A 17,377-nucleotide genomic window follows, 5' to 3' on the forward strand; every position below is an offset into this window, starting at 1 on the left:
TAACATTTCTTCTCTCATCTCGACTAATCCAGTAGACACGTTTTGTCACAACTAAGGAGGTTTTTTTAATGAAACCGTTATACAAAACCGCAGCTATTTCTATATTGGGGCTTTCGCTCTTATCGGGATGCGGTACACAACAAGAAGTAGCCAAAACATTACCAAGCAAGCAAACGGAAAAACAAAGCAACGAACAAACACAAGGAGCACCAACCGACCATCAAGAACAAAACAAAAAAATTCGTTTATTAGAAAAAAAATTGTCTTATACCCGAAACGGAAAAACATATGAAGAAATGGCCTATTTAAAAACGAGTGAAAACCAATCATTTTCCCTTTATGTATTAGAAGGATGGGAATTAGAAGCGGAAGAACCGAACGCAGACGTTCTTTTAAAAGATGGTTCGTTCGTCCGAATTAGCTTAATTCATCCAGAAGCAGGAGAGATAGACTACGGAAAAACGGTTGAAGAGCAAGCAAAAGCCGTCTCTGCTGATGCTGCTCGCCAACCAACAGATAAGCTGCAAGGATTGTTGCATGATGCTGTTTGGTATAAGGCTTATACAAATGATACGGCTGTCAACGTCATTTGGCTTAAAGGGAATGTGCCAATGATTGTCAACATCCAAACACCACGCGACCAAGAAGTGCTTGAACCGATTTTCGCAATGCTCTCTACAGTGGAAAAAACAGAAGTGACAAAACCAAATGAAAACTCAAGCAACCCTGACGAACCGACAAGTTCTGATGCACAGTAAGGCTGTCGAATCGACAGCCTTTTTTGCACTCCAAAAGAAGACCTTCGCGTCGTGCGAAGGTTACACAAACATTTTATTCTCTTCCTTTCGGAAAAAGGTCTTCATCGCGTGAAAGACGTCTGATTTTTGTTTAAGGATATAGTAGCGAAACTTTTCGTCTTTAATGTTTTTGTAAGCAGACATTAGCGTCGAATGGCGGTTGTACTGATACAACTGTACACCCTCTACACATTTTAAGTTTCATCATCCCATGATATGCTCTAATGCTTCTTCAAAAAACTCACACGCCGCAATGACACCGTCCGCAAAAGCTTTTTCATACATATCACTTGTTTCTATTATAGCATATTGCAAACGTTGGTCAGCGATGATTACTTGTAGGAGCAATAATTTAACAATCATGTCTTTATTCATTTGATTCCCTCCTACATAGCCTTTGCGATTTCCACTAAAAGCTTCATAAGCATTGGCATCATTTGAACAAGAATATAACCAATACTTGCGTTTTGAATCATTGAATAGCCTTTCTCTTTATTACCGATCATTAACATGAGTGCTCCACCACTCATAATGACAAGTGCAATAGGATACGACAATCCTTTAATCAGTTCTACTAACGGCATGAATGCATTCGTGGCTTTTTCGTACACAACCCCACTAACGGTCGCTGCGCTTGCGAAATCGACACCTGTAAATGTCAGTAATATCGTACTACCAGCAATCGTAAGTGCCGCTTCAATTCCATTCCGTTTGAACTTTTTTACCGATGAATCGCCTCTTAAAAACTCAGAAATCGTACCTACTCGTTGAATTTTCGGTTGGAATATCATGTTGACATCTCCTTTTCAGTGAAATTCACTCGCTAAAAACACCTTCACGTCCATCCCAGCACAAAGCTCAAGTAGTTGTTTTCGCTTATATTCCGTCGTTGTCATCCAAATAAATATCGGTTGTACTTTAAATACACCAAGTTCAAGCATTTTCCGGTACTTAGCGATTTTAGCTTTATTTACACTCATTTTCTGCTGGTGATCGACTTCAACAATATAATACCGACCATCTCGGGTAAACAGCGCATCGGCTACGATAGAGACAACTCCCTTGATTTCGAGTTTCACCTCGTTCTTCCACGTTGCCGGGCATCCGTACGCGATGTAAATGTCATTTCGCATGATGTAGTGTCGTGCCTGTATCGTGCGCTTTCTGACCTTCCTAGCGCCCGTTCTCTCGCGTCCCTCCTTCGTTAGATAATAAACAGCCTCCCCGTCTAAAAACTTCGCTACATATGGCTCCAGCGACTTCATGACGCGACTTGTATTTCGCGGACTCCCTAAGTCGTGCAACACTTGTAATTGACTGCGTGTGAGGTAGTCAAGTTTCGCTAATGACGAGAGAATAGCTTCTTGACGTTGCTCCTTCTCTATTGCCTTTTTCAATGTCCTTTTTCTCCTTTCTAGGTCTGATGTTGATATGAGGTTCAATCAGTCGATTAATATCATCGTCGGCAACATACGCACATTGGACAATGTTCTTTCGGTCTGTCACATAAACAGCCCGCCCTGGAATGAGTGGTAAATGTGCAGCATCTGTTTCTCCTTCACCAAGCACGACTTGGCTGGCCACTTCTGTTTGCAGGCGGAAGCATAGCTTGGCATCGGCGTTCTGTTTGATTTGCCTAGGGAGTGTGTCGGCCGTGGCGTACTGTGTGCAGAAAATCAGCCGATACCCCAGCGCTCCGGCAACGCGCGCAATCTCGGAAAGGATATGTTCACACTCCACTTTGAGCCGTTTGATTTCCTTATCCGTCTCCCCAGCACTGGCGATCTGCGCTGCTTCGTCAACAATGATGAAATGACGCTCCTTGACTCCGGCCGATTTCACATCTTCGATTCCTGCGCCGAGGAAATGTTCTAACCTCCTATTCATCTCATCACGTATGGTCCTTAGAGCCTCTAGGGCTTCGGCAGGACTTTTCGCCACCGCCTCGACTTGTCGCACGTCTTTAAACTTCGCGAATGATAAGCCACCTTTTAAGTCTAAAATGGTGATCTTTACATCATCGGGGCGCCGTGCGATTAAAGAAGAAACAAGCAGTTTTAGGAAGGCGCTTTTGCCCTTTCTTGTTGCTCCGGCCACAACCATATGAGGAATGGCGTCAAAATCATGTGTCACGAAATCACATCGCGACACGCCAATAGGGATTTCCCATCCTTTGCATTGCGAAAGCATCGAGTCACTGAACGGCAGCCATTCTGGCATCGGTCGCTCATATATGCGAATTTTGAGCATGCCGTCAAAAGACATTTCGATTTCTTTTCGGAATTTCTTTTTCTTCATGAGGATCGTTTTGGTTTGCTCAAGGATATTGCTGCGAAGATGGATTGTTTTGAGGTCTGCAAGGGATATATCCAGTGTGCTACGTTTAATGTTTAGACCATCTTCAAAGACATGCTTTTTCTTTTCAAAATCCGCAAAGGATAAACCGAGTGGGATCTGAAACACGTACTCTGTAAATCCCTCCCCTTTCGTGCGTCGATAAATTCTGATTTTCTTTCCGTCTTTAGACACAAGCCCCGCGTTCGCTGCAATACGTTCAATTTTCGTTTTATCATCGCCCGTTCCATGCTGTTTGAAGTAAGTTGTTGCAGCAATCCCACCAGCCACCAGCGACGATAGAATTTCGAAAAGCAATTCATACCACCTCCCACTGTCAATCCTTAAATATCCGATAGGATAGTCGCTCACGCTGAGAACAATTGTAAACAACTAGATGCGCTGATATAATGCAGTTTTGCTTGTCGTTCCCCGTGTCTACAATCGGCAACAAGCGCGAACAACAAAAACGACTGTAACCGCGACGAGTGAATGCGACAACAAATACGTCGTTTATATCGTTCTTGATCGCGTCTGATACATCGTATTTTGATATGTTTGTCCATTATTCCATATTTTTGCCCCAGGTTTAAATTCGGGATTTTTGGACAAGACTGTTATAAAAACGACTGGGAGGGAATATTGATGTTTTGGTTAGGGAAACCGAGAAGTAAATTTGGGAGATGGGTAGATAAAGTAGGACTAACACAAGAGGAAATTGCTCGGAAAGCAAAAGTTGGGAGAACAACGATTTCTAATATGTGTAAGGACCAGAACTACAACCCTCGCATATCCACCTGGGTGAAAGTAGAACGAGCACTAAAGTCGTTAGGGTATTACGTGAAGAGAGAGGATTTTTTTGATATATAAAAAATGCCTACTGCAAGTAAGTAGGCTACTGTCTGAGAGCAGGATGTTCAAAATACTGTGTTGCCACAGACGAGAAATTATTATAATCAAAATTTACCCAATTAATCTTATCAGCCGTCTGACGATCAAGACTGATTTTTAAAATCGTATCAACTGATTCTTTTCCGTATTTATCAACTAATGCAAACTGCCATAGTAACGTGACATCGCTAATATTCTTTTGTTTAAAAAGCGATTCCAATATCTTTTTGGAATCCATTAAAATTCCTTTTCGTGTAAGATTCGTCGACAAGTTCTCATCAGCGTATAATTTAGCTACAACCACTTTATCATTTGCATCCGTCGTACCAGCATTATCATTTACTTGTAACTCGACAATCCTTTTCTCACCAGTATTTGTTTTCTTTCCTAGTTGGTCATAGATAATTTCTTTTACAATCTCATGGGTCGTTTTTTCTTGTTTTACCTTTGCTTTCTCTGTTTCTGTTTTAGGTTGAGTTGCAGCCGGTTTAGCATCTCCCTTCTCTTTATCTTCCTGTGAACTTTCTTCTCCACCGCCTGCTATACCTGCAACAACAATTATAGCCAATACCCAAAACCACCATCTTGTGTAGAACCGCTTTTTCTTCTTTTCGTTCATATTCATCCCCCTATATATTTATTTACTTTTACAAAATATCACATTTTGCTCACAAAAATTGTCGAATATTGTAAAAAACATTAGATTTTTTGATAACAGACTTAATTATTAATTTTGTTCATTTGGAAAAACAGCAATATTCGATTCATCGAATATCTTATCAAATGTAATATCGTGTATGAATGTATTACCCCAATTTTGAGTTTCTACTTTAGTGTCTTTTGTAGCCGTTACTCCTAATCCTTTAAGTATCTCTTCAAGTAATTTATCGGTTTCAACTTGAAGGTGTACCAACCTCCCCTGATAAAAAATAGCTACAGCATATGTAAACAATTCCGATTTGCCATATGTTAAGTAATCCGCGTTTATGGTTGAACCGTCTTTTAATTGAAACTTTCCATTATCGTACTGCTTTTCACTAGAATCAAGCTTAAATCGTTTATTAAATTCATCTTTAGTCAAAAAGGTTTTGCTAGTTGATTGGTCTTCTTTTTTAGCTTGTTGTTGCTCATTCTGATATTTCTTTTGCGCATCTTCCTCTTTCTTTTCTTCCTGTATAGGTTTCGATACTGGTTGCGCTTGCTTCTTATCGTCGCTGTTACCAGTCACGCTTCCGATAATAAATAAGACCATTAACATAGCCCAAAACCACCACTTTTTCCATATATTCTTCATAATTCTATCTCCTTCCTATGCATTTTCTATATTCGAACATAACATATCCGACATGTACTTTTTGTCGAAACATGTCGCAATAAACAAAAAAATCCCCTGCCAAACGGCAGGGGACTCAAAGTGTTGAAAGACGAAATTTTAAACTAATCTTTGTTTGTAAAGGAGATGATGTAGTAGATCTTTATTAGTTAACAACTGCTCTCCATTTCAAACCCGAGTAATAAGACTTGTAAAAATCTGATGAATAGGAAACAGAATAGGTTGCTGTCCAAACTGTGTTTGCTCCCGTAGTTCCTGTGTGTGTAACTGTACCATTATTATAGAATCTGCCGTTTACAACATAGTAAAAACCAGTACTTTCTAGATCGACTTGAACGTCACCATCAAATTTTTTTGAATCTGCGACTATACCTTGGTACATAGGTTTTACATTTGTTTGTACCCAACCAAAAGAGCCATCTCTGCAAGCGGAAAGAATTACTGATAATTTAGGTTTATAAGTGCTTGAAACACTTAATGTAGTAAGAGTCTCTACCCAACCACAAGTAGCAGAAGTAGTGGCTGAAGTAATGGAAGCATCAGTAGCAGCCTTGGTTGAATTTGGCTGAGGATTCTCCTTTTTGATTTCATCTACAGATTTCCCAGAAAGCTCTGCAGCTCTTTTGACCGCTTGTTCATAAGTAAGATCCACTGTGTAATCGTTACCAGATTTTCTTATTTTGTCTAATTCTGCATCACTCTTTGTTGCTGCTAAAGCGTTGTTACTAAGCAACAGGGCAATAAAAAAAGCTGGTAAGACAGAAAGTAACAATTTTTTCATCGAAATCCCCCTAAAAAAGTTTACTTTTGTCGAAATATATAATTCTATCCTATTATTAAAATTCCTTCTTTTTTAAAAAAATTTTTTATATAAATAAATTAAGTTTATTTTTAGTTAATTTAATTTATTTTTTACAATTTTTATATTAAAATATTTGAAGAGTAGTTTCGAATACTAGGGGGATGACACACATGAGACTTGCAAAAACTAAAACCTTTATTTCGATAGTATTGTTACTTCAAACATTTTTATTAACGGCTTGTAGTACTTTTAATACTGCTTTTATGGATTTTAAAGAATACGAAGGTCGACCATTAAAAATTGGAGTAATTGGAAAACCGCCAGAGGTAAGGGAAAAAAACGTAGAGTTTGTTTCCATAAAATTTTCTGATTTGGAAAACGAAAAATTTAATTCCTACGATGCTGTCTTTATTATGAAAGAGCATCTATCCGAAGCCGCCGCAAGCAAATATGCTAAGGTTTATCGAAATTCTAAAATCCCTTTTTTCTTTATTCAATCAGAAAAGTCTTATTTACCTTTTGTGGATGAATCATTAACATATGAAGGAGCTTTAAAAACAGGATCTAAAAGTTATGCAACAGGATACCTTAACACAAAGGATGGACCTAAATATTGGGAATATCGTTTGTATAACGATATAAAAAATGAAAAAACGATTCAGGAAGTTTTCTCGAGAATTTTTATGACAATAGAGGAAAACACGAAAAAGTAATAATGATTTAAAGTTCCTATCCACATCAAACAAAAAATCCCCTGCCAAACGGCAGGGGTTAAACAATAATAGCATCATACCCTTTTTTCTTTAGTTCTTCAGCTAAACGCTCTGCATTTTTCCTATCAGCAAACGCCCCGACTTGCACGCGGTAGAGTTTTCCGTCAGACACTTTTTGTTGTGGTTGTGATGGTGCTGAGTTTGCTTTTTGCGGCAACCCCAAGAATTTTGCGATGCCACGTGCGTGCGCTTCACCTACTGCTTTGAGAAACGCCTCGTTTTTTAATAGCTTGGCGTCGTTTGAATCAATGAACAAGTTTTCTGTCAACACGGCAGGCATTCTTGTTTCTCGAAGTACTGCATAGTTCGCTCGCTTTTTTCCACGGTCTATAATAGCTTCGAATCCCCGCATTGCGGATAAAATTTCACCATGCAGCACGTTTTGCAATGCAATTGACTGTGGTGATGCGTTAGGATGGACATAGCTTTCAAACCCTGTGCCCTTGCCAGCATTGATATGCACGCTGACAAATACGTCCGCGCCCCATGCGTTTGCCATGTCGGCGCGTTGGGACAACGTCAGTGTTTGGTCTCCTGTACGAGTGACACGTTGTTCAAAGCCTGTGTAGTTAGCTTCGAGATAAACCATGGCATATTCTACGATTTTATGAGTCAAGTTTTTCTCCTGTAGTCCATTTGCCACCGCGCCAGGATCATCGCCGCCATGCCCTTTATCCCAGTAGATTTTAGACATTTTTCCCTTCTCCTTTCTCGCTTCTCCCTTTCAACACTTCCACTGCCTGCTTGATTTGTTCTGGCACAGGAAGTCCAATTCGTCCGGCATTTTCAATGATCGAAAGTAGCTCATTCGCTAAATAAAAAAAGATCGTTGCGTCTCGGAACAGTCCATTTGTTCCGACTGCACGATCAATGAGGTGGCCGACTGCAACTAGCGCGAAAATCATGACTTTTTTCGGAATGCGCTTGAAGCCAACTGCGCTTCGCAGATTCCCTTCGCGACTGGCAGCTAGTACACCTGTCACATAGTCAAGAATCACAAACGCAAGCAAAATACCGAGCAGTTCTGACCATCCGCCGAAAAGATACCCGACAACAGCCCCAACCGCAGCCGCGCCGGTTTTGTAAATGATATCGAATCGTTCCATGTGCGCCCTCCTATACAAACATAAAATCATACGTTACTTTCATCGTGTTTGTGCTCGTCTTCGTCACTGGTGTTGGGAGAAGGTTTCGTGCTCCTAACGAGCCTAATTCAGCCATAAAGAAAGAGTATTCATCGCGCAAGAAATACTCTCCATCTTTGACAGCTATGCCTGGGTATGCGAAAGTGTTATTCGGCTGTGAAATTGCGTATGATAGTCTGTTCATTTGCAAATCAAAAATAAAAAGCCCCCAACTTGTGCGAACCGCAATTTCGTTTTTCTGCTGGTTATATGCCATCCCATACGCTGCGATATTGGTGTCAAAAATATTTTTCGCCTCGATAATGTTGAAGTTGCTATCGTATTTTGCCCAGCGTAAAGGATATTGTCCATTCACTTGTGTCGCAGACTGTCCCAACACATAAAAATATGCCCCTACTCTTTCTATTGCGTATAAATACTGGAATCCAGAAAGTGTGATGGTGCTTTTTGTTCCATCTGACTTTTTGATTTTATAGATTGTATTATAACTACCTCTATTCCCCATCACGTAATAGATAAAATCTGCATCATAAGTCATATCATAAGCGACATCGTAAGATGATGAAAAGTTCGTATCCCAAACACGACCAATTGTAAAAGTCGCATTTTTTCCGTTCGTCCCAGGTGTAACTAATATTTCCATGATTTTTCTTGCTCCACTTCCTGTCGCTTCCATCGTCCAAAAACTAGAGCCATCAAAGCATAGACCACCTCTATAATCAGAGGTGCTCGATATTCCGTTATTCCCTTTCAATGCTACGTACCACTCATAATTTTTCTGATAGTATCGTTGGCTTGATATTGACGAAGAACTTCCTATGTCTGAATACCACACAACCGACGAAAACGTCCCATTTGCTGCTTGCGTTGAAAAATCAAAAACAAAATGAGCGATTCCTTTATCTGTATAACTTTCAGTCGTGTTAATCGTCCCGCGTTTTGTGTCTGTACCAACATACTCATTTTTGAAGGCAAAGCCGACAATATCTCCCATCACAACACGCTCATTTTGCGGATTTTCCGGTCTTGAATCTGTCGTGAGGGCGATAGTATCAAACGGAAAAAATCTACTTGTAATTGGTCGCATATTTGATTCGTAATACGTTTTGCTGCTTGTCGACCATGCGCCAATTTGAGAGTATTCTCGAATGAGAATGTATTCAAGGTAATCCTTCATGTTTATTGAAATAAAGTTTTCCGCCGTGACTTCTTCAACTTTTTTCCCGAATCGCTTTTCGTCAAAAAGCTCTACTTTTGTAAAACCGCGAATCGGAATGGAACTGACTTTATGTTTCAACATCTCAATAACTTCACCAGTCACGAAATTTTCTTTTCTAGCGAGTGAATGATACGCTCGTTCCATATCAAATTCCAACGCTTCCACCTCATTTCAATGTGATTTGTACTGTACTTGACACCGCTGGGAACGGCCGAATTTGGTCGTGCGTTCGCCATTGATTGATAGTTTCCGTGATATTTGCAGATACCGGAACAAGTACTTGTGCGCTGACAATTCGACCGTTAACAACCGATTGGAAACGGCTTGTGTATGGTGAAATTGCGTTTTTCCATTGAATTTCTTCTGTTGCATTCGCGCGCGGTAAGCGATCGGAAATACCGCCGAGCAAGTTTGCTGCATACACAAACACTTGAAGACCACGCGGGTCAATAGTCAACGTTCCGGTGCTTGTTTTCATTTGCACATCTAAAAACGCCGATCCGGGAGGCATTTGTAATATGAGAAATGGAACGCCGATCGTCACAAATCCAGCTTGGCATGTTTGCTTGATTGTATTAAATGTCGGTTTCCCGCCGTACATAAATGATATTTCAACGGTCATCGCCGTCGATGCTTGTCCTATTAACGATAGACCCACTTGTGCGTTTGCGGAACTAAAGTTCGTAATAACAAGTGAAAGAGCTGTTTGCACAGATGTACCGATAGAAAGAGTCTTTTCATTCGTTCCGACAATGAAAGAAGGCTGGGACAACGAAACATCAGATGAAGTGAGTTGGTCTTGTTCCTGCGTATGAATGCCTGGGATAATATACGACAACTCCACTTCATTTCGATACGGTTCATCGGGAAAACGCCGCATACGAACAATCCGCGTCTGAACGTTAATTCCAAGCTCATCATCAAAAACATTCACGTAGTCCCCAACAGAAAACTCATATTGTGAATTTCCTGTCAATGCAGATAAGTCGATGACTTTGCACTGATACGAAATAACAGGTTGCGACAATACTTTCAGTTTTTCTTGTGCCGCACGCATGAGGTCTCCAGCAAGCAAGAAACGCTCATCTTCCCACACATACTCTTTGCGATACTTTTGCTTTGCCTCAATCAACGGGATTCCTAAACTCGTATACCAAGAGTAGTCCTCGACATACGGTTTGTTGTCATTTACACTCTCGATGGACAGCCCGTTCTTTCCGTACGGGTACAAGACTGTCGCTTCCGGCGCGCGGATTGTCCGTTTGATTTCTTTCAAGTTTTTACGATACCGAAAGCCATAGCCACGATTCGTCCCAATCTGTTTAACAAGGTTGATTTCTTTTTTTACTGTATCAAATTGGATTTCATGCCCTGTAATTTTCGTCCACTGTCGAATCGCCCAAAGCGCCGACTTCCTCTTCTCACTCATCGAGTGTTGCGTTTCTTGTGACGACAACGCTTCTACACGCCCAACTCCCCAACCCGTGCGAGCAACGATCTGTTCCAGCCCAGCTTTCGGTGTCTTTCGGTCAATGGTAATTTCGATTAGAAACGTATCGAGCAATTTCACGAAATACGATGGACAAACAACATCGAAAATCGGTTTTCCATTCGCATCGCGTCCATCGTTCATTTCAGAAATAAAAAAGCGCTTGCCCATATAGATGATTTCCATGTCGTTCATCATCACTCGGGCAAGACGATCATCACGAGGAAGTGAAAACGTGAGCACTTCTGCGTCGTTTAATGTCTCTTCATGTTCAATGTTGTACGCATTTTTCAGAACACCGAGTGGCTTGCCGGTAAGGTCATATAGCACCATCTGGTGTTCGATTTTTCTTGAAAAACTCAACGCTCTCACCTCCTACAAGAATCGTTCGCGCCATTCCACCGATACGTTTAGCGTATTCTGCGCCTCGACGGTCATTATATTTGTGCCCGGCTGCAAAGACAAAAAAGTGCCCGTCGTTTTGTCTAAAATATTCGTATCGTTCAACAGAACAGTCATTTCATCACAATCAATCGTTAGTACATCGCTTGATTGGATGGTATTTGAAATAGTTAGTTTGTCGTTACCGACCGTCAAAGACAAGGAATTTGTATTAGCGTTCGATATTTTTATTATTGGAAACACGTCATATGTTCCGTTATTTTCGAGAGTGATTTGTTTGTCGCTTGCGGTAATTTGCTTCGATACGCTTGTCTTATTGACGCTATATGCGAATGGCTCCGCTTGAAACGCCACCTTCACAAGCGATATCCCTTGCAAATGCTCAACGTCCACTTGTCCTGCCACCTTCGCCATATAATACACATCCGGCGACGTGTCAAAAATAAGTTGCTTTCGTTCTCGCGTATAGAGCCATTGCGCCACTTCACGCAGTTTAGGGATTCGTTCAGAGCGCGTGCAACGAACACCGAGTGTGCATTCGATTCGCTTATCTTCTAGCCAGCCTGAGAAAAGAATATTGCCATCGCGTCCGGGTACGGACTCATAGGTATCTTTCATATTTGACACAAGTGGCATCTTTAAATCTGTGACAAGAATGTCCATTTCCCTTGTGTGTTTTCCATTGAAAGAAAATCCCGACATTACCTCATCCCCCTTGCCTTACGGGATGATTGAGATATCGAGTATAACTCGCGCGAAATGCGATATATATCCTCGTCGTTTCTAACGACCATATTTTCGATGATGATTGTCGGTCCTCCGCTCGCAGCGCCTGACATAACGTTACCGACCACATTCGTTTCAACAACATGCTGAATCGCCGCTGGCTTTATACTTGGCAGAGCGATGTTGCCGATTTGTTGACCGGCTTTTGCTACTCGTTTTGCCATATCAACAACACTGTTTTCGGCTAGTTTCGCATCGTCCGTAATACCAATTGCTAAACCTTGTGACAAATATCCCCCGTATTCCGCAAACAAACGGCTCGGGCTGCGAATACCGAAAAAGTCTTTAATTTTATTCGTTAATCCAGAAAGCATAGACCTAACCTTGTCCCATAGCCAATCCGCCATGTTGCTCATACCATTCCATATGCCACGAAGCAAATCTTTACCAATTTCCACAAAGCTACTTGCCCAACTTCTTGCGGTGTTTTTGATACCTTCCCATATGTTGATTATCGTGTCTCTTACACCATTAAAGATATTAGAAATAGCGCTTTTTAAGCTGTTGAATGTGTTTTGCACTGCAGAAGATAAACTGCTAACGATATTGCTAACGCTCGTTTTGACACCATTCCACACGTTCGATAAAAATGACGCGATCGCATTAAAAATAGTCGTTGCTGTTGCTTTTAATCCATCCCAAACGGCGACAACAGTTGTCTTAATTGCGTTCCAAACAGTTGAAAAAATCGTCTTGTATATGTTGAGTACGGTTGTAAAATACACTTTTATCCCTTCAAAAATGGCTGTAGCTGCTGTTTTTAGTCCTTCCCAAACCGTTGTGACTACCGTTTTAATTCCTTCCCATATGGTTGTAAAAATCGTTTTATAAATGTTAAAGACCGTTATAAAATACGTTTTCAGTCCATCCCAAACAGCCGCAGCTACAGCTTTTATTCCTTCCCATGTTGCCGATAGAAACGCTTTGATTTCATCCCAGTTTTTATACAGCACAACACCAATAGCTACTAATCCAGCAATTGCCCCGATCGCAATCCCGATCGGACCGGTAATAACAGCTATCGCGCTTGAAAAGACCCCTGCCATTCCACCAGCACTAGCCAGCACGCTTGCCAACGCCCCAAACCCTTGCATGGCGGTTCCTACAATCGACAATACTACACCGATTGTCGCAACAACCCCGAGTAGCACAGCTGAAACGGCCGCTCCAATTGCGATAAATTGCTGCATACCTGTTGGTAAGCTGTTAAAAACATTAAATAAACCTTGTATCGCCTCTGCAACCACTCGAATAGCTGGTGCTAATGCATCGCCAATAGAAATTTGTGCGGTTTCAATAGCGCCGCCTAGTTCCTCAAGCGCACCCTTTAAATTGTTTTTCATTTTTTCAGCCGCTTCTTTGGACGCCCCACTTGAGTTTTGGAGGGACTTTGTTAAAGAGTCTAGTTTTTGTGGTCCAGCTTCAATGACCGTGAGCATACCGCTTGCGGCTTCCGTCCCAAAAATAGTAGAAAGTGCCGCAAGTTTTTGCGCATTACTCATATTTTTTGTTTTCTCAGAAAGCTGCCCAATAATATTACCGAAAGGTAGCATTCGACCTTGTGAATCTGTCACTTGAATTCCTAGTTCTTCAAGTGTTTTTTTCGCCTCTTTGGAAGGATCGGAAAGGTTAATAAGGGAAGCGCGTAATGTTGTACCAGCCGTTTCTCCCTTAATACCGTTATTCGCCATAATTTCTGTTGCGGCTGCAAGTTCTTCAAGGGAAATGCCTAGCGATTTTGCTACCGGCGCGGCATATTTGAAGGTATATTGCATATCCTCGATTCCCGCCGCAGAGTCATTTGCCGCTTGAGCAAGCACGTCAGCCACTCGTCCTGCTTCTCCTGCTGATAATCCAAAGGCATTCAATGCTGACGACACAGTATCAGCAACAAGCGCCATATCCTCTCCAGATGCTTCAGCCGCCGCGATAACCCCTGGCATTGCGGCAAGAATCTGATTTGTGTTATACCCCATTTGCCCCATAATTTCCATCCCTTGAGCGACCTCTGTTGCTGATTTGGAAGTCGTCGCACCAAGATCAAGCGCCGATTGTTTTAGCTTTTCTAGTTCTGCTGGCGTTGCATTTGCGACTGCACCAACCCTTGAAAGTTGCGCTTCAAAATCCGCTGACTTTTTCACTGCTGCACCAAGCGCTCCGCCAATCGCTGCACTTGCTACACCGAATGAGGCAGCAATTTGCGCACCCGACGATTGAAGATTATTTCCGACGTCTTGCAAGCGCTGGCCGGTTTCGTTCCATTTTGTTTGGAGTTGTCCCCAAGCTGTTGCTTGTTGTTGAATCGTTTGGTTCAGTTGCCGTAGCTGCGCCTCGGTTTCTTTCATTTCTGCTGTCGCTTTGTTATAAGCGATTAACAGTTCATTCGTTTCTTTCGCATCTGCTCCTTTTGCCTTTACACTTTCATCATATAGTTGCTTTAATTCTGATACTTTCGTTTTCTGTAATTCGAGCGTTTGCGCCAAACTATTTGCTTTCGTACGCAATTGTTCAGACGTTGAGCCAAAATTTTCGATACCTGCTGTTGCAGCGCGAAATTCGGAATCAATCACTTTCAACTGCTGGTCAATTTTTTGCAAACTTTGCGTTACTGCTTGCTCTAACTTGTTAAAGCCGTCCGATTGCTTTTCAATCTCTTTATTTGTTTGTTGTAACTGTGCCTCTGTCTTTTTCATTTCTGCGACAGCTTTGTTATAGGCAATAAGAAGCTTCTCGGTTTCAGCTGCGTCTTTTCCTTTCGTCTGCGCACTTTCTTCATATCTGCGCTTTAACTCAGCGACTTTCGCCTCGTGCAACTGTAGCTTTTGTGTGAGGGAATCCGCTTTGATTTGCAATCCTTCCAAACTATTCTCGAAATCCTTTACACCACCAGTAGCCGCTTTAAACTCAGCGTCAACGAGCCGTATTTTGCGATTGACAGCCTCAACGCTCGTCGTGAAATTTGCACTATCTAATCCAAGTGACACTCGCAACGTACCAACTTCCGCCATCGTTTCACCACCTTTACAACAGCTGTTCAACCATCAATCGTTCTTTCCGTGTCTCTTTTTCTTCTGCATAGTCCAAAAGCTCAAAATAAAAACCGATGTCCATCTCATCGACGAGATACATCGGTACGCCGTTCTTAATGTGCGTGAGGTAAAACTCTTTCACTGCGTCATACGGGTCCATTTCAGACCCCGTTACACGTTTGGGTCGCTGGTTTTGGCCACTCCAATGACTTTATTCATGCAATCTGAAATTGTCGGGATGAGGCGATCTGCCGCAATGCCGTCGTAAAATTCATCGACCGTGAATTGTTCGTTAAACAATTCAACAATAAAAGCGATGATAGAGTCCAACGCCTCCACATCAATATTGTTAAAGTCGTATTTTTTACGAAGTTCCAATGCACGACGAAACATACGCGCTTTGACGAATGGAATAGTAAATGTTTTCTCTTGACCATCGATTAATAATGTAATTTGCATGTTCATCCCTCCACGTTATGAAATGAAAAAGAGAAAGGGCTTCCCCTTTCCCTTTACGGCGTTGTTGTTTCTTGATAGACAGTACTAAACCAGTTTTGAATGACTGCTGGATCAACACCCTGATCCTTCGTATTCACTGATGCTTTCCAAGCCTCGTCAAATTCCCTTTTTACAAATTTCCCCTTCAACGTTGGCGTCTGAAATTCAACTTTATCGCCTTTTGTTTTGTATTGCTCTTCCGGCAATTCGAATTTCCCTTTGTACAGCCACACATATTTCTGCCCTCCGTTCGAAAGAGGAAGAATAAATCCAAGCGCGACATATGGCGCTGTATCACCGCTTTTTTGAATCACGACACCATCATCATTAATCGTTGCGCCTAATAGAAATGCCTGCATCTCTGTTGAAATGTCATCCACTCCGATTTCTACTTCAATTTCACCAAGAGACGATGCAACTTCAGCTGGCCCGTCATCCGCATACAACGTTTCAGTGTTTACCTTCGGGCTTATTTTCGCTTCAATCGCTTTCGCCAATCGCTTTGGCGTATCGTACTGAACGCCGGTGAAATCGTCCTTCATCAACTTGGCTACATATGGATGTTTTAAACCGATTACTGCCATCTTATTCCCTCCTAATCAATATAAGAAAATCGAATTGCTTTATGGTACGTTTTTGTTTCTTGCTCGAATAAATCCACTTCCGATGTGCGTCGAAATCCTGCTACTATCATTCTTTCTTTGACTTGCTGTGCTAGATCCGTGTAGTCCGTCTTGCTCCAAATGTCAATTTGAAAAAAATGTGACGTTTGTTGCTCCTCATCGTCCGCATTTAGCGCGGAAAACTGATTATATTCAAAAAAGGTGATATACGTCTTTTCTTTTCCCTCATATGTTTGGAACGCGACTGGAACACCGAGAGGTTTTAGTGTGTCAATGATCATCTTGTTTAGACTCATAACCTCAACTCCCGCCGAATGACATCAGCCATTTCATCCTGCACACGATCGATGTTTTCCTCAAAAGCTGGCTGTAAAAAAGGATGAGGGTCTGCTTTCGGGTATTTTCGTCCTTTTTTCTCTCCTGCTTTTCGACCAAATTCGACAAACAGCCCATAAAAACGATCACGATCCGGTCCGATATCGACAGTTCCATCTTCTTTCACATCGGAAATCACAATGTTTTCCGCTAGCTTCCCCGTATCGCGTGGCGCTTTTTGTGAGGCTGCTTGTTGCACAACTTTTGCACCAGCTATAAGTGCTTCTTGTTTGACTTGCTCAGCTTCGTTACCCAACGTCTCCAACTTCTTTAACAACTCTTGCATACCTTCTAACTTAAAGCCCATCACACCACTTCCTTTGCCACAATCGTCATCGTGACATTACGCTCATCATCATTTATGACAGACAAAATTTCAAACGTGCGTCCTTTATATTGAATACGCATATCGGGTGTAATCCCCGCTGTGTAGCGCACAACAAAACGTACCGTATTTTCGTTTTGCGTTGTCGCAGCTTCGTAATATTCTCGCCCACGCAACGTTTTAATCGCTGCCCATAAGTGATGACGGTCTTGCCATTCCTCTGACGAAAAGCCGTTTTCGTTTTGTTCTTCGGTTTGTTGCTGGATTGTAATGCGATGTTTAAATTGGTTAGTCAGTCGTCGCGCCATTTATCATTGCCTCCTGCACAAAAAATGGCGTCAATGCATTAAAGGCTTTTCCCATTTCTTCTTCGCTCACCCGATATTCGTAAAAAATAGAAGCGACGATGAGCACTAAATGATCTGCTTCCGTTCCCGTCGCATTTTTTACATACTTTTTCGCTGTTTCTAAATAGAAAGAGAGCATGGCATCTTCCATGCTCCCATCGATTCGCAAATGTTCCTTTAACATGTCAACGGAGACTGCCATGCCTCTT

The 17,377-nt window shown here is 41.8% G+C and carries 23 protein-coding genes and 1 pseudogene; 3 read left to right on the forward strand and 21 right to left on the reverse strand.

Annotation, left to right across the window (positions count from 1 at the left end):
- Nucleotides 1-68 precede the first annotated feature (68 nt).
- Nucleotides 69-758, forward strand: a complete 690-nt coding sequence (locus tag GGR02_RS11675; RefSeq protein ID WP_183185098.1) for a hypothetical protein — start codon at nucleotides 69-71, stop codon at nucleotides 756-758.
- 60 nt (nucleotides 759-818) lie between these two features.
- Here the strand turns inward: GGR02_RS11675 and GGR02_RS17610 are convergent.
- The 5 genes and pseudogenes from GGR02_RS17610 to GGR02_RS11695 all read right to left on the reverse strand — a co-directional run.
- Nucleotides 819-974, reverse strand: a pseudogene (locus GGR02_RS17610) (sporulation protein YhbH); the annotation flags it as partial.
- A 27-nt stretch (nucleotides 975-1,001) separates the two neighbouring features.
- Nucleotides 1,002-1,172: a hypothetical protein gene (locus GGR02_RS11680; protein ID WP_183185100.1), complete on the reverse strand. Its 171-nt coding sequence runs from the start codon at nucleotides 1,170-1,172 to the stop codon at nucleotides 1,002-1,004.
- 11 nt (nucleotides 1,173-1,183) lie between these two features.
- On the reverse strand, nucleotides 1,184-1,588 hold the full coding sequence (locus GGR02_RS11685) for a hypothetical protein (RefSeq protein WP_183185102.1): 405 nt from the start codon (nucleotides 1,586-1,588) through the stop codon (nucleotides 1,184-1,186).
- A 15-nt stretch (nucleotides 1,589-1,603) separates the two neighbouring features.
- A complete protein-coding gene (locus tag GGR02_RS11690) occupies nucleotides 1,604-2,104 on the reverse strand; it encodes a replication-relaxation family protein (RefSeq protein ID WP_229706211.1) in 501 nt (166 codons plus the stop codon).
- A gap of 25 nt (nucleotides 2,105-2,129) precedes the next feature.
- Nucleotides 2,130-3,449: an FtsK/SpoIIIE domain-containing protein gene (locus GGR02_RS11695; RefSeq protein WP_183185106.1), complete on the reverse strand. Its 1,320-nt coding sequence runs from the start codon at nucleotides 3,447-3,449 to the stop codon at nucleotides 2,130-2,132.
- Nucleotides 3,450-3,776: 327 nt separating this feature from the next.
- Here GGR02_RS11695 and GGR02_RS11700 point away from each other — a divergent pair, with 327 nt between their 5' ends.
- Nucleotides 3,777-4,001 (forward strand): helix-turn-helix transcriptional regulator, encoded by a 225-nt coding sequence (locus GGR02_RS11700; RefSeq protein ID WP_183185108.1) that lies wholly within the window; start codon nucleotides 3,777-3,779, stop codon nucleotides 3,999-4,001.
- A 25-nt stretch (nucleotides 4,002-4,026) separates the two neighbouring features.
- Here GGR02_RS11700 and GGR02_RS11705 read toward each other — a convergent pair whose 3' ends face one another.
- The 3 genes from GGR02_RS11705 to GGR02_RS11715 all read right to left on the reverse strand — a co-directional run bounded on the left by GGR02_RS11705 (nucleotide 4,027) and on the right by GGR02_RS11715 (nucleotide 6,136).
- On the reverse strand, nucleotides 4,027-4,641 hold the full coding sequence (locus GGR02_RS11705) for a hypothetical protein (protein WP_183185110.1): 615 nt from the start codon (nucleotides 4,639-4,641) through the stop codon (nucleotides 4,027-4,029).
- 108 nt (nucleotides 4,642-4,749) lie between these two features.
- Nucleotides 4,750-5,316 carry a hypothetical protein gene (locus tag GGR02_RS11710; RefSeq protein ID WP_183185112.1) on the reverse strand — a complete coding sequence of 189 codons (567 nt, stop codon included), beginning with the start codon at nucleotides 5,314-5,316 and terminating at the stop codon, nucleotides 4,750-4,752.
- A gap of 184 nt (nucleotides 5,317-5,500) precedes the next feature.
- Entirely contained in the window at nucleotides 5,501-6,136 is a 636-nt protein-coding gene (locus GGR02_RS11715) for a hypothetical protein (RefSeq protein WP_183185114.1), read from the reverse strand.
- A gap of 191 nt (nucleotides 6,137-6,327) precedes the next feature.
- On the opposite strand from GGR02_RS11715, the gene GGR02_RS11720 reads away from it, so the two are divergent.
- The gene (locus tag GGR02_RS11720; RefSeq protein WP_183185116.1) at nucleotides 6,328-6,870 is read left to right on the forward strand and encodes a hypothetical protein; all 543 of its coding nucleotides are present in this window, start codon (nucleotides 6,328-6,330) and stop codon (nucleotides 6,868-6,870) included.
- A gap of 58 nt (nucleotides 6,871-6,928) precedes the next feature.
- On the opposite strand, the gene GGR02_RS11725 is transcribed toward GGR02_RS11720, so the two are convergent.
- Genes GGR02_RS11725 through GGR02_RS11785 form a run of 13 tightly spaced genes read right to left on the reverse strand, consistent with a single transcriptional unit; the run spans nucleotide 6,929 to nucleotide 17,370 of the window.
- Nucleotides 6,929-7,624, reverse strand: a complete 696-nt coding sequence (locus GGR02_RS11725; protein ID WP_183185119.1) for an N-acetylmuramoyl-L-alanine amidase — start codon at nucleotides 7,622-7,624, stop codon at nucleotides 6,929-6,931.
- A complete protein-coding gene (locus tag GGR02_RS11730; RefSeq protein WP_183185120.1) occupies nucleotides 7,617-8,036 on the reverse strand; it encodes a phage holin family protein in 420 nt (139 codons plus the stop codon). Before GGR02_RS11730 ends, GGR02_RS11725 begins: the two co-directional genes overlap by 8 nt.
- Nucleotides 8,037-8,046: 10 nt before the next feature.
- Nucleotides 8,047-9,450 carry a hypothetical protein gene (locus GGR02_RS11735; RefSeq protein ID WP_221210837.1) on the reverse strand — a complete coding sequence of 468 codons (1,404 nt, stop codon included), beginning with the start codon at nucleotides 9,448-9,450 and terminating at the stop codon, nucleotides 8,047-8,049.
- Between the two features lie 10 nt (nucleotides 9,451-9,460).
- Nucleotides 9,461-11,146, reverse strand: a complete 1,686-nt coding sequence (locus GGR02_RS11740) for a phage tail protein (protein WP_221210838.1) — start codon at nucleotides 11,144-11,146, stop codon at nucleotides 9,461-9,463.
- Nucleotides 11,147-11,158: 12 nt separating this feature from the next.
- Nucleotides 11,159-11,887, reverse strand: a complete 729-nt coding sequence (locus GGR02_RS11745; protein ID WP_183185123.1) for a distal tail protein Dit — start codon at nucleotides 11,885-11,887, stop codon at nucleotides 11,159-11,161.
- On the reverse strand, nucleotides 11,887-14,979 hold the full coding sequence (locus tag GGR02_RS11750) for a phage tail tape measure protein (RefSeq protein WP_183185125.1): 3,093 nt from the start codon (nucleotides 14,977-14,979) through the stop codon (nucleotides 11,887-11,889). The genes GGR02_RS11745 and GGR02_RS11750 overlap by 1 nt, the downstream gene beginning before the upstream one ends.
- 13 nt (nucleotides 14,980-14,992) lie before the next feature.
- Nucleotides 14,993-15,160, reverse strand: coding sequence for a hypothetical protein (locus tag GGR02_RS11755; protein ID WP_164834587.1), 168 nt, complete (start codon nucleotides 15,158-15,160; stop codon nucleotides 14,993-14,995).
- A gap of 11 nt (nucleotides 15,161-15,171) precedes the next feature.
- On the reverse strand, nucleotides 15,172-15,459 hold the full coding sequence (gene gpG / locus GGR02_RS11760; protein WP_183185127.1) for a phage tail assembly chaperone G: 288 nt from the start codon (nucleotides 15,457-15,459) through the stop codon (nucleotides 15,172-15,174).
- 53 nt (nucleotides 15,460-15,512) lie between these two features.
- Nucleotides 15,513-16,082 (reverse strand): major tail protein, encoded by a 570-nt coding sequence (locus tag GGR02_RS11765; RefSeq protein WP_183185129.1) that lies wholly within the window; start codon nucleotides 16,080-16,082, stop codon nucleotides 15,513-15,515.
- Nucleotides 16,083-16,093: 11 nt separating this feature from the next.
- Nucleotides 16,094-16,417: a hypothetical protein gene (locus GGR02_RS11770; RefSeq protein WP_183185131.1), complete on the reverse strand. Its 324-nt coding sequence runs from the start codon at nucleotides 16,415-16,417 to the stop codon at nucleotides 16,094-16,096.
- Nucleotides 16,414-16,803 carry an HK97-gp10 family putative phage morphogenesis protein gene (locus GGR02_RS11775; protein WP_183185133.1) on the reverse strand — a complete coding sequence of 130 codons (390 nt, stop codon included), beginning with the start codon at nucleotides 16,801-16,803 and terminating at the stop codon, nucleotides 16,414-16,416. The genes GGR02_RS11770 and GGR02_RS11775 overlap by 4 nt, the downstream gene beginning before the upstream one ends.
- A complete protein-coding gene (locus GGR02_RS11780) occupies nucleotides 16,803-17,129 on the reverse strand; it encodes a phage head closure protein (RefSeq protein ID WP_183185135.1) in 327 nt (108 codons plus the stop codon). Before GGR02_RS11780 ends, GGR02_RS11775 begins: the two co-directional genes overlap by 1 nt.
- Nucleotides 17,110-17,370: a head-tail connector protein gene (locus tag GGR02_RS11785; RefSeq protein ID WP_183185137.1), complete on the reverse strand. Its 261-nt coding sequence runs from the start codon at nucleotides 17,368-17,370 to the stop codon at nucleotides 17,110-17,112. The genes GGR02_RS11780 and GGR02_RS11785 overlap by 20 nt, the downstream gene beginning before the upstream one ends.
- Between the last annotated feature and the right edge of the window lie 7 nt (nucleotides 17,371-17,377).

This window comes from Anoxybacteroides voinovskiense (assembly GCF_014196205.1).
GTDB classification, from domain to species: Bacteria; Bacillota; Bacilli; order Bacillales; family Anoxybacillaceae; genus Anoxybacteroides; species Anoxybacteroides voinovskiense.

Bases quoted from the DNA above. Each gene is read 5' to 3' on its own strand.
- GGR02_RS11745 (WP_183185123.1), bottom strand. From the start codon at position 11,887: ATGTCGGGATTTTCTTTCAATGGAAAACACACAAGGGAAATGGACATT.
- GGR02_RS11720 (WP_183185116.1), top strand. From the start codon at position 6,328: ATGAGACTTGCAAAAACTAAAACCTTTATTTCGATAGTATTGTTACTT.
- gpG (WP_183185127.1), bottom strand. From the start codon at position 15,459: ATGCAAATTACATTATTAATCGATGGTCAAGAGAAAACATTTACTATT.
- GGR02_RS11675 (WP_183185098.1), top strand. From the start codon at position 69: ATGAAACCGTTATACAAAACCGCAGCTATTTCTATATTGGGGCTTTCG.
- GGR02_RS11780 (WP_183185135.1), bottom strand. From the start codon at position 17,129: ATGGCGCGACGACTGACTAACCAATTTAAACATCGCATTACAATCCAG.
- GGR02_RS11770 (WP_183185131.1), bottom strand. From the start codon at position 16,417: ATGAGTCTAAACAAGATGATCATTGACACACTAAAACCTCTCGGTGTT.
- GGR02_RS11730 (WP_183185120.1), bottom strand. From the start codon at position 8,036: ATGGAACGATTCGATATCATTTACAAAACCGGCGCGGCTGCGGTTGGG.
- GGR02_RS11700 (WP_183185108.1), top strand. From the start codon at position 3,777: ATGTTTTGGTTAGGGAAACCGAGAAGTAAATTTGGGAGATGGGTAGAT.
- GGR02_RS11710 (WP_183185112.1), bottom strand. From the start codon at position 5,316: ATGAAGAATATATGGAAAAAGTGGTGGTTTTGGGCTATGTTAATGGTC.
- GGR02_RS11715 (WP_183185114.1), bottom strand. From the start codon at position 6,136: ATGAAAAAATTGTTACTTTCTGTCTTACCAGCTTTTTTTATTGCCCTG.
- GGR02_RS11785 (WP_183185137.1), bottom strand. From the start codon at position 17,370: ATGGCAGTCTCCGTTGACATGTTAAAGGAACATTTGCGAATCGATGGG.
- GGR02_RS11705 (WP_183185110.1), bottom strand. From the start codon at position 4,641: ATGAACGAAAAGAAGAAAAAGCGGTTCTACACAAGATGGTGGTTTTGG.
- GGR02_RS11685 (WP_183185102.1), bottom strand. From the start codon at position 1,588: ATGATATTCCAACCGAAAATTCAACGAGTAGGTACGATTTCTGAGTTT.
- GGR02_RS11680 (WP_183185100.1), bottom strand. From the start codon at position 1,172: ATGAATAAAGACATGATTGTTAAATTATTGCTCCTACAAGTAATCATC.
- GGR02_RS11765 (WP_183185129.1), bottom strand. From the start codon at position 16,082: ATGGCAGTAATCGGTTTAAAACATCCATATGTAGCCAAGTTGATGAAG.
- GGR02_RS11750 (WP_183185125.1), bottom strand. From the start codon at position 14,979: ATGGCGGAAGTTGGTACGTTGCGAGTGTCACTTGGATTAGATAGTGCA.
- GGR02_RS11775 (WP_183185133.1), bottom strand. From the start codon at position 16,803: ATGGGCTTTAAGTTAGAAGGTATGCAAGAGTTGTTAAAGAAGTTGGAG.
- GGR02_RS11725 (WP_183185119.1), bottom strand. From the start codon at position 7,624: ATGTCTAAAATCTACTGGGATAAAGGGCATGGCGGCGATGATCCTGGC.
- GGR02_RS11755 (WP_164834587.1), bottom strand. From the start codon at position 15,160: ATGGACCCGTATGACGCAGTGAAAGAGTTTTACCTCACGCACATTAAG.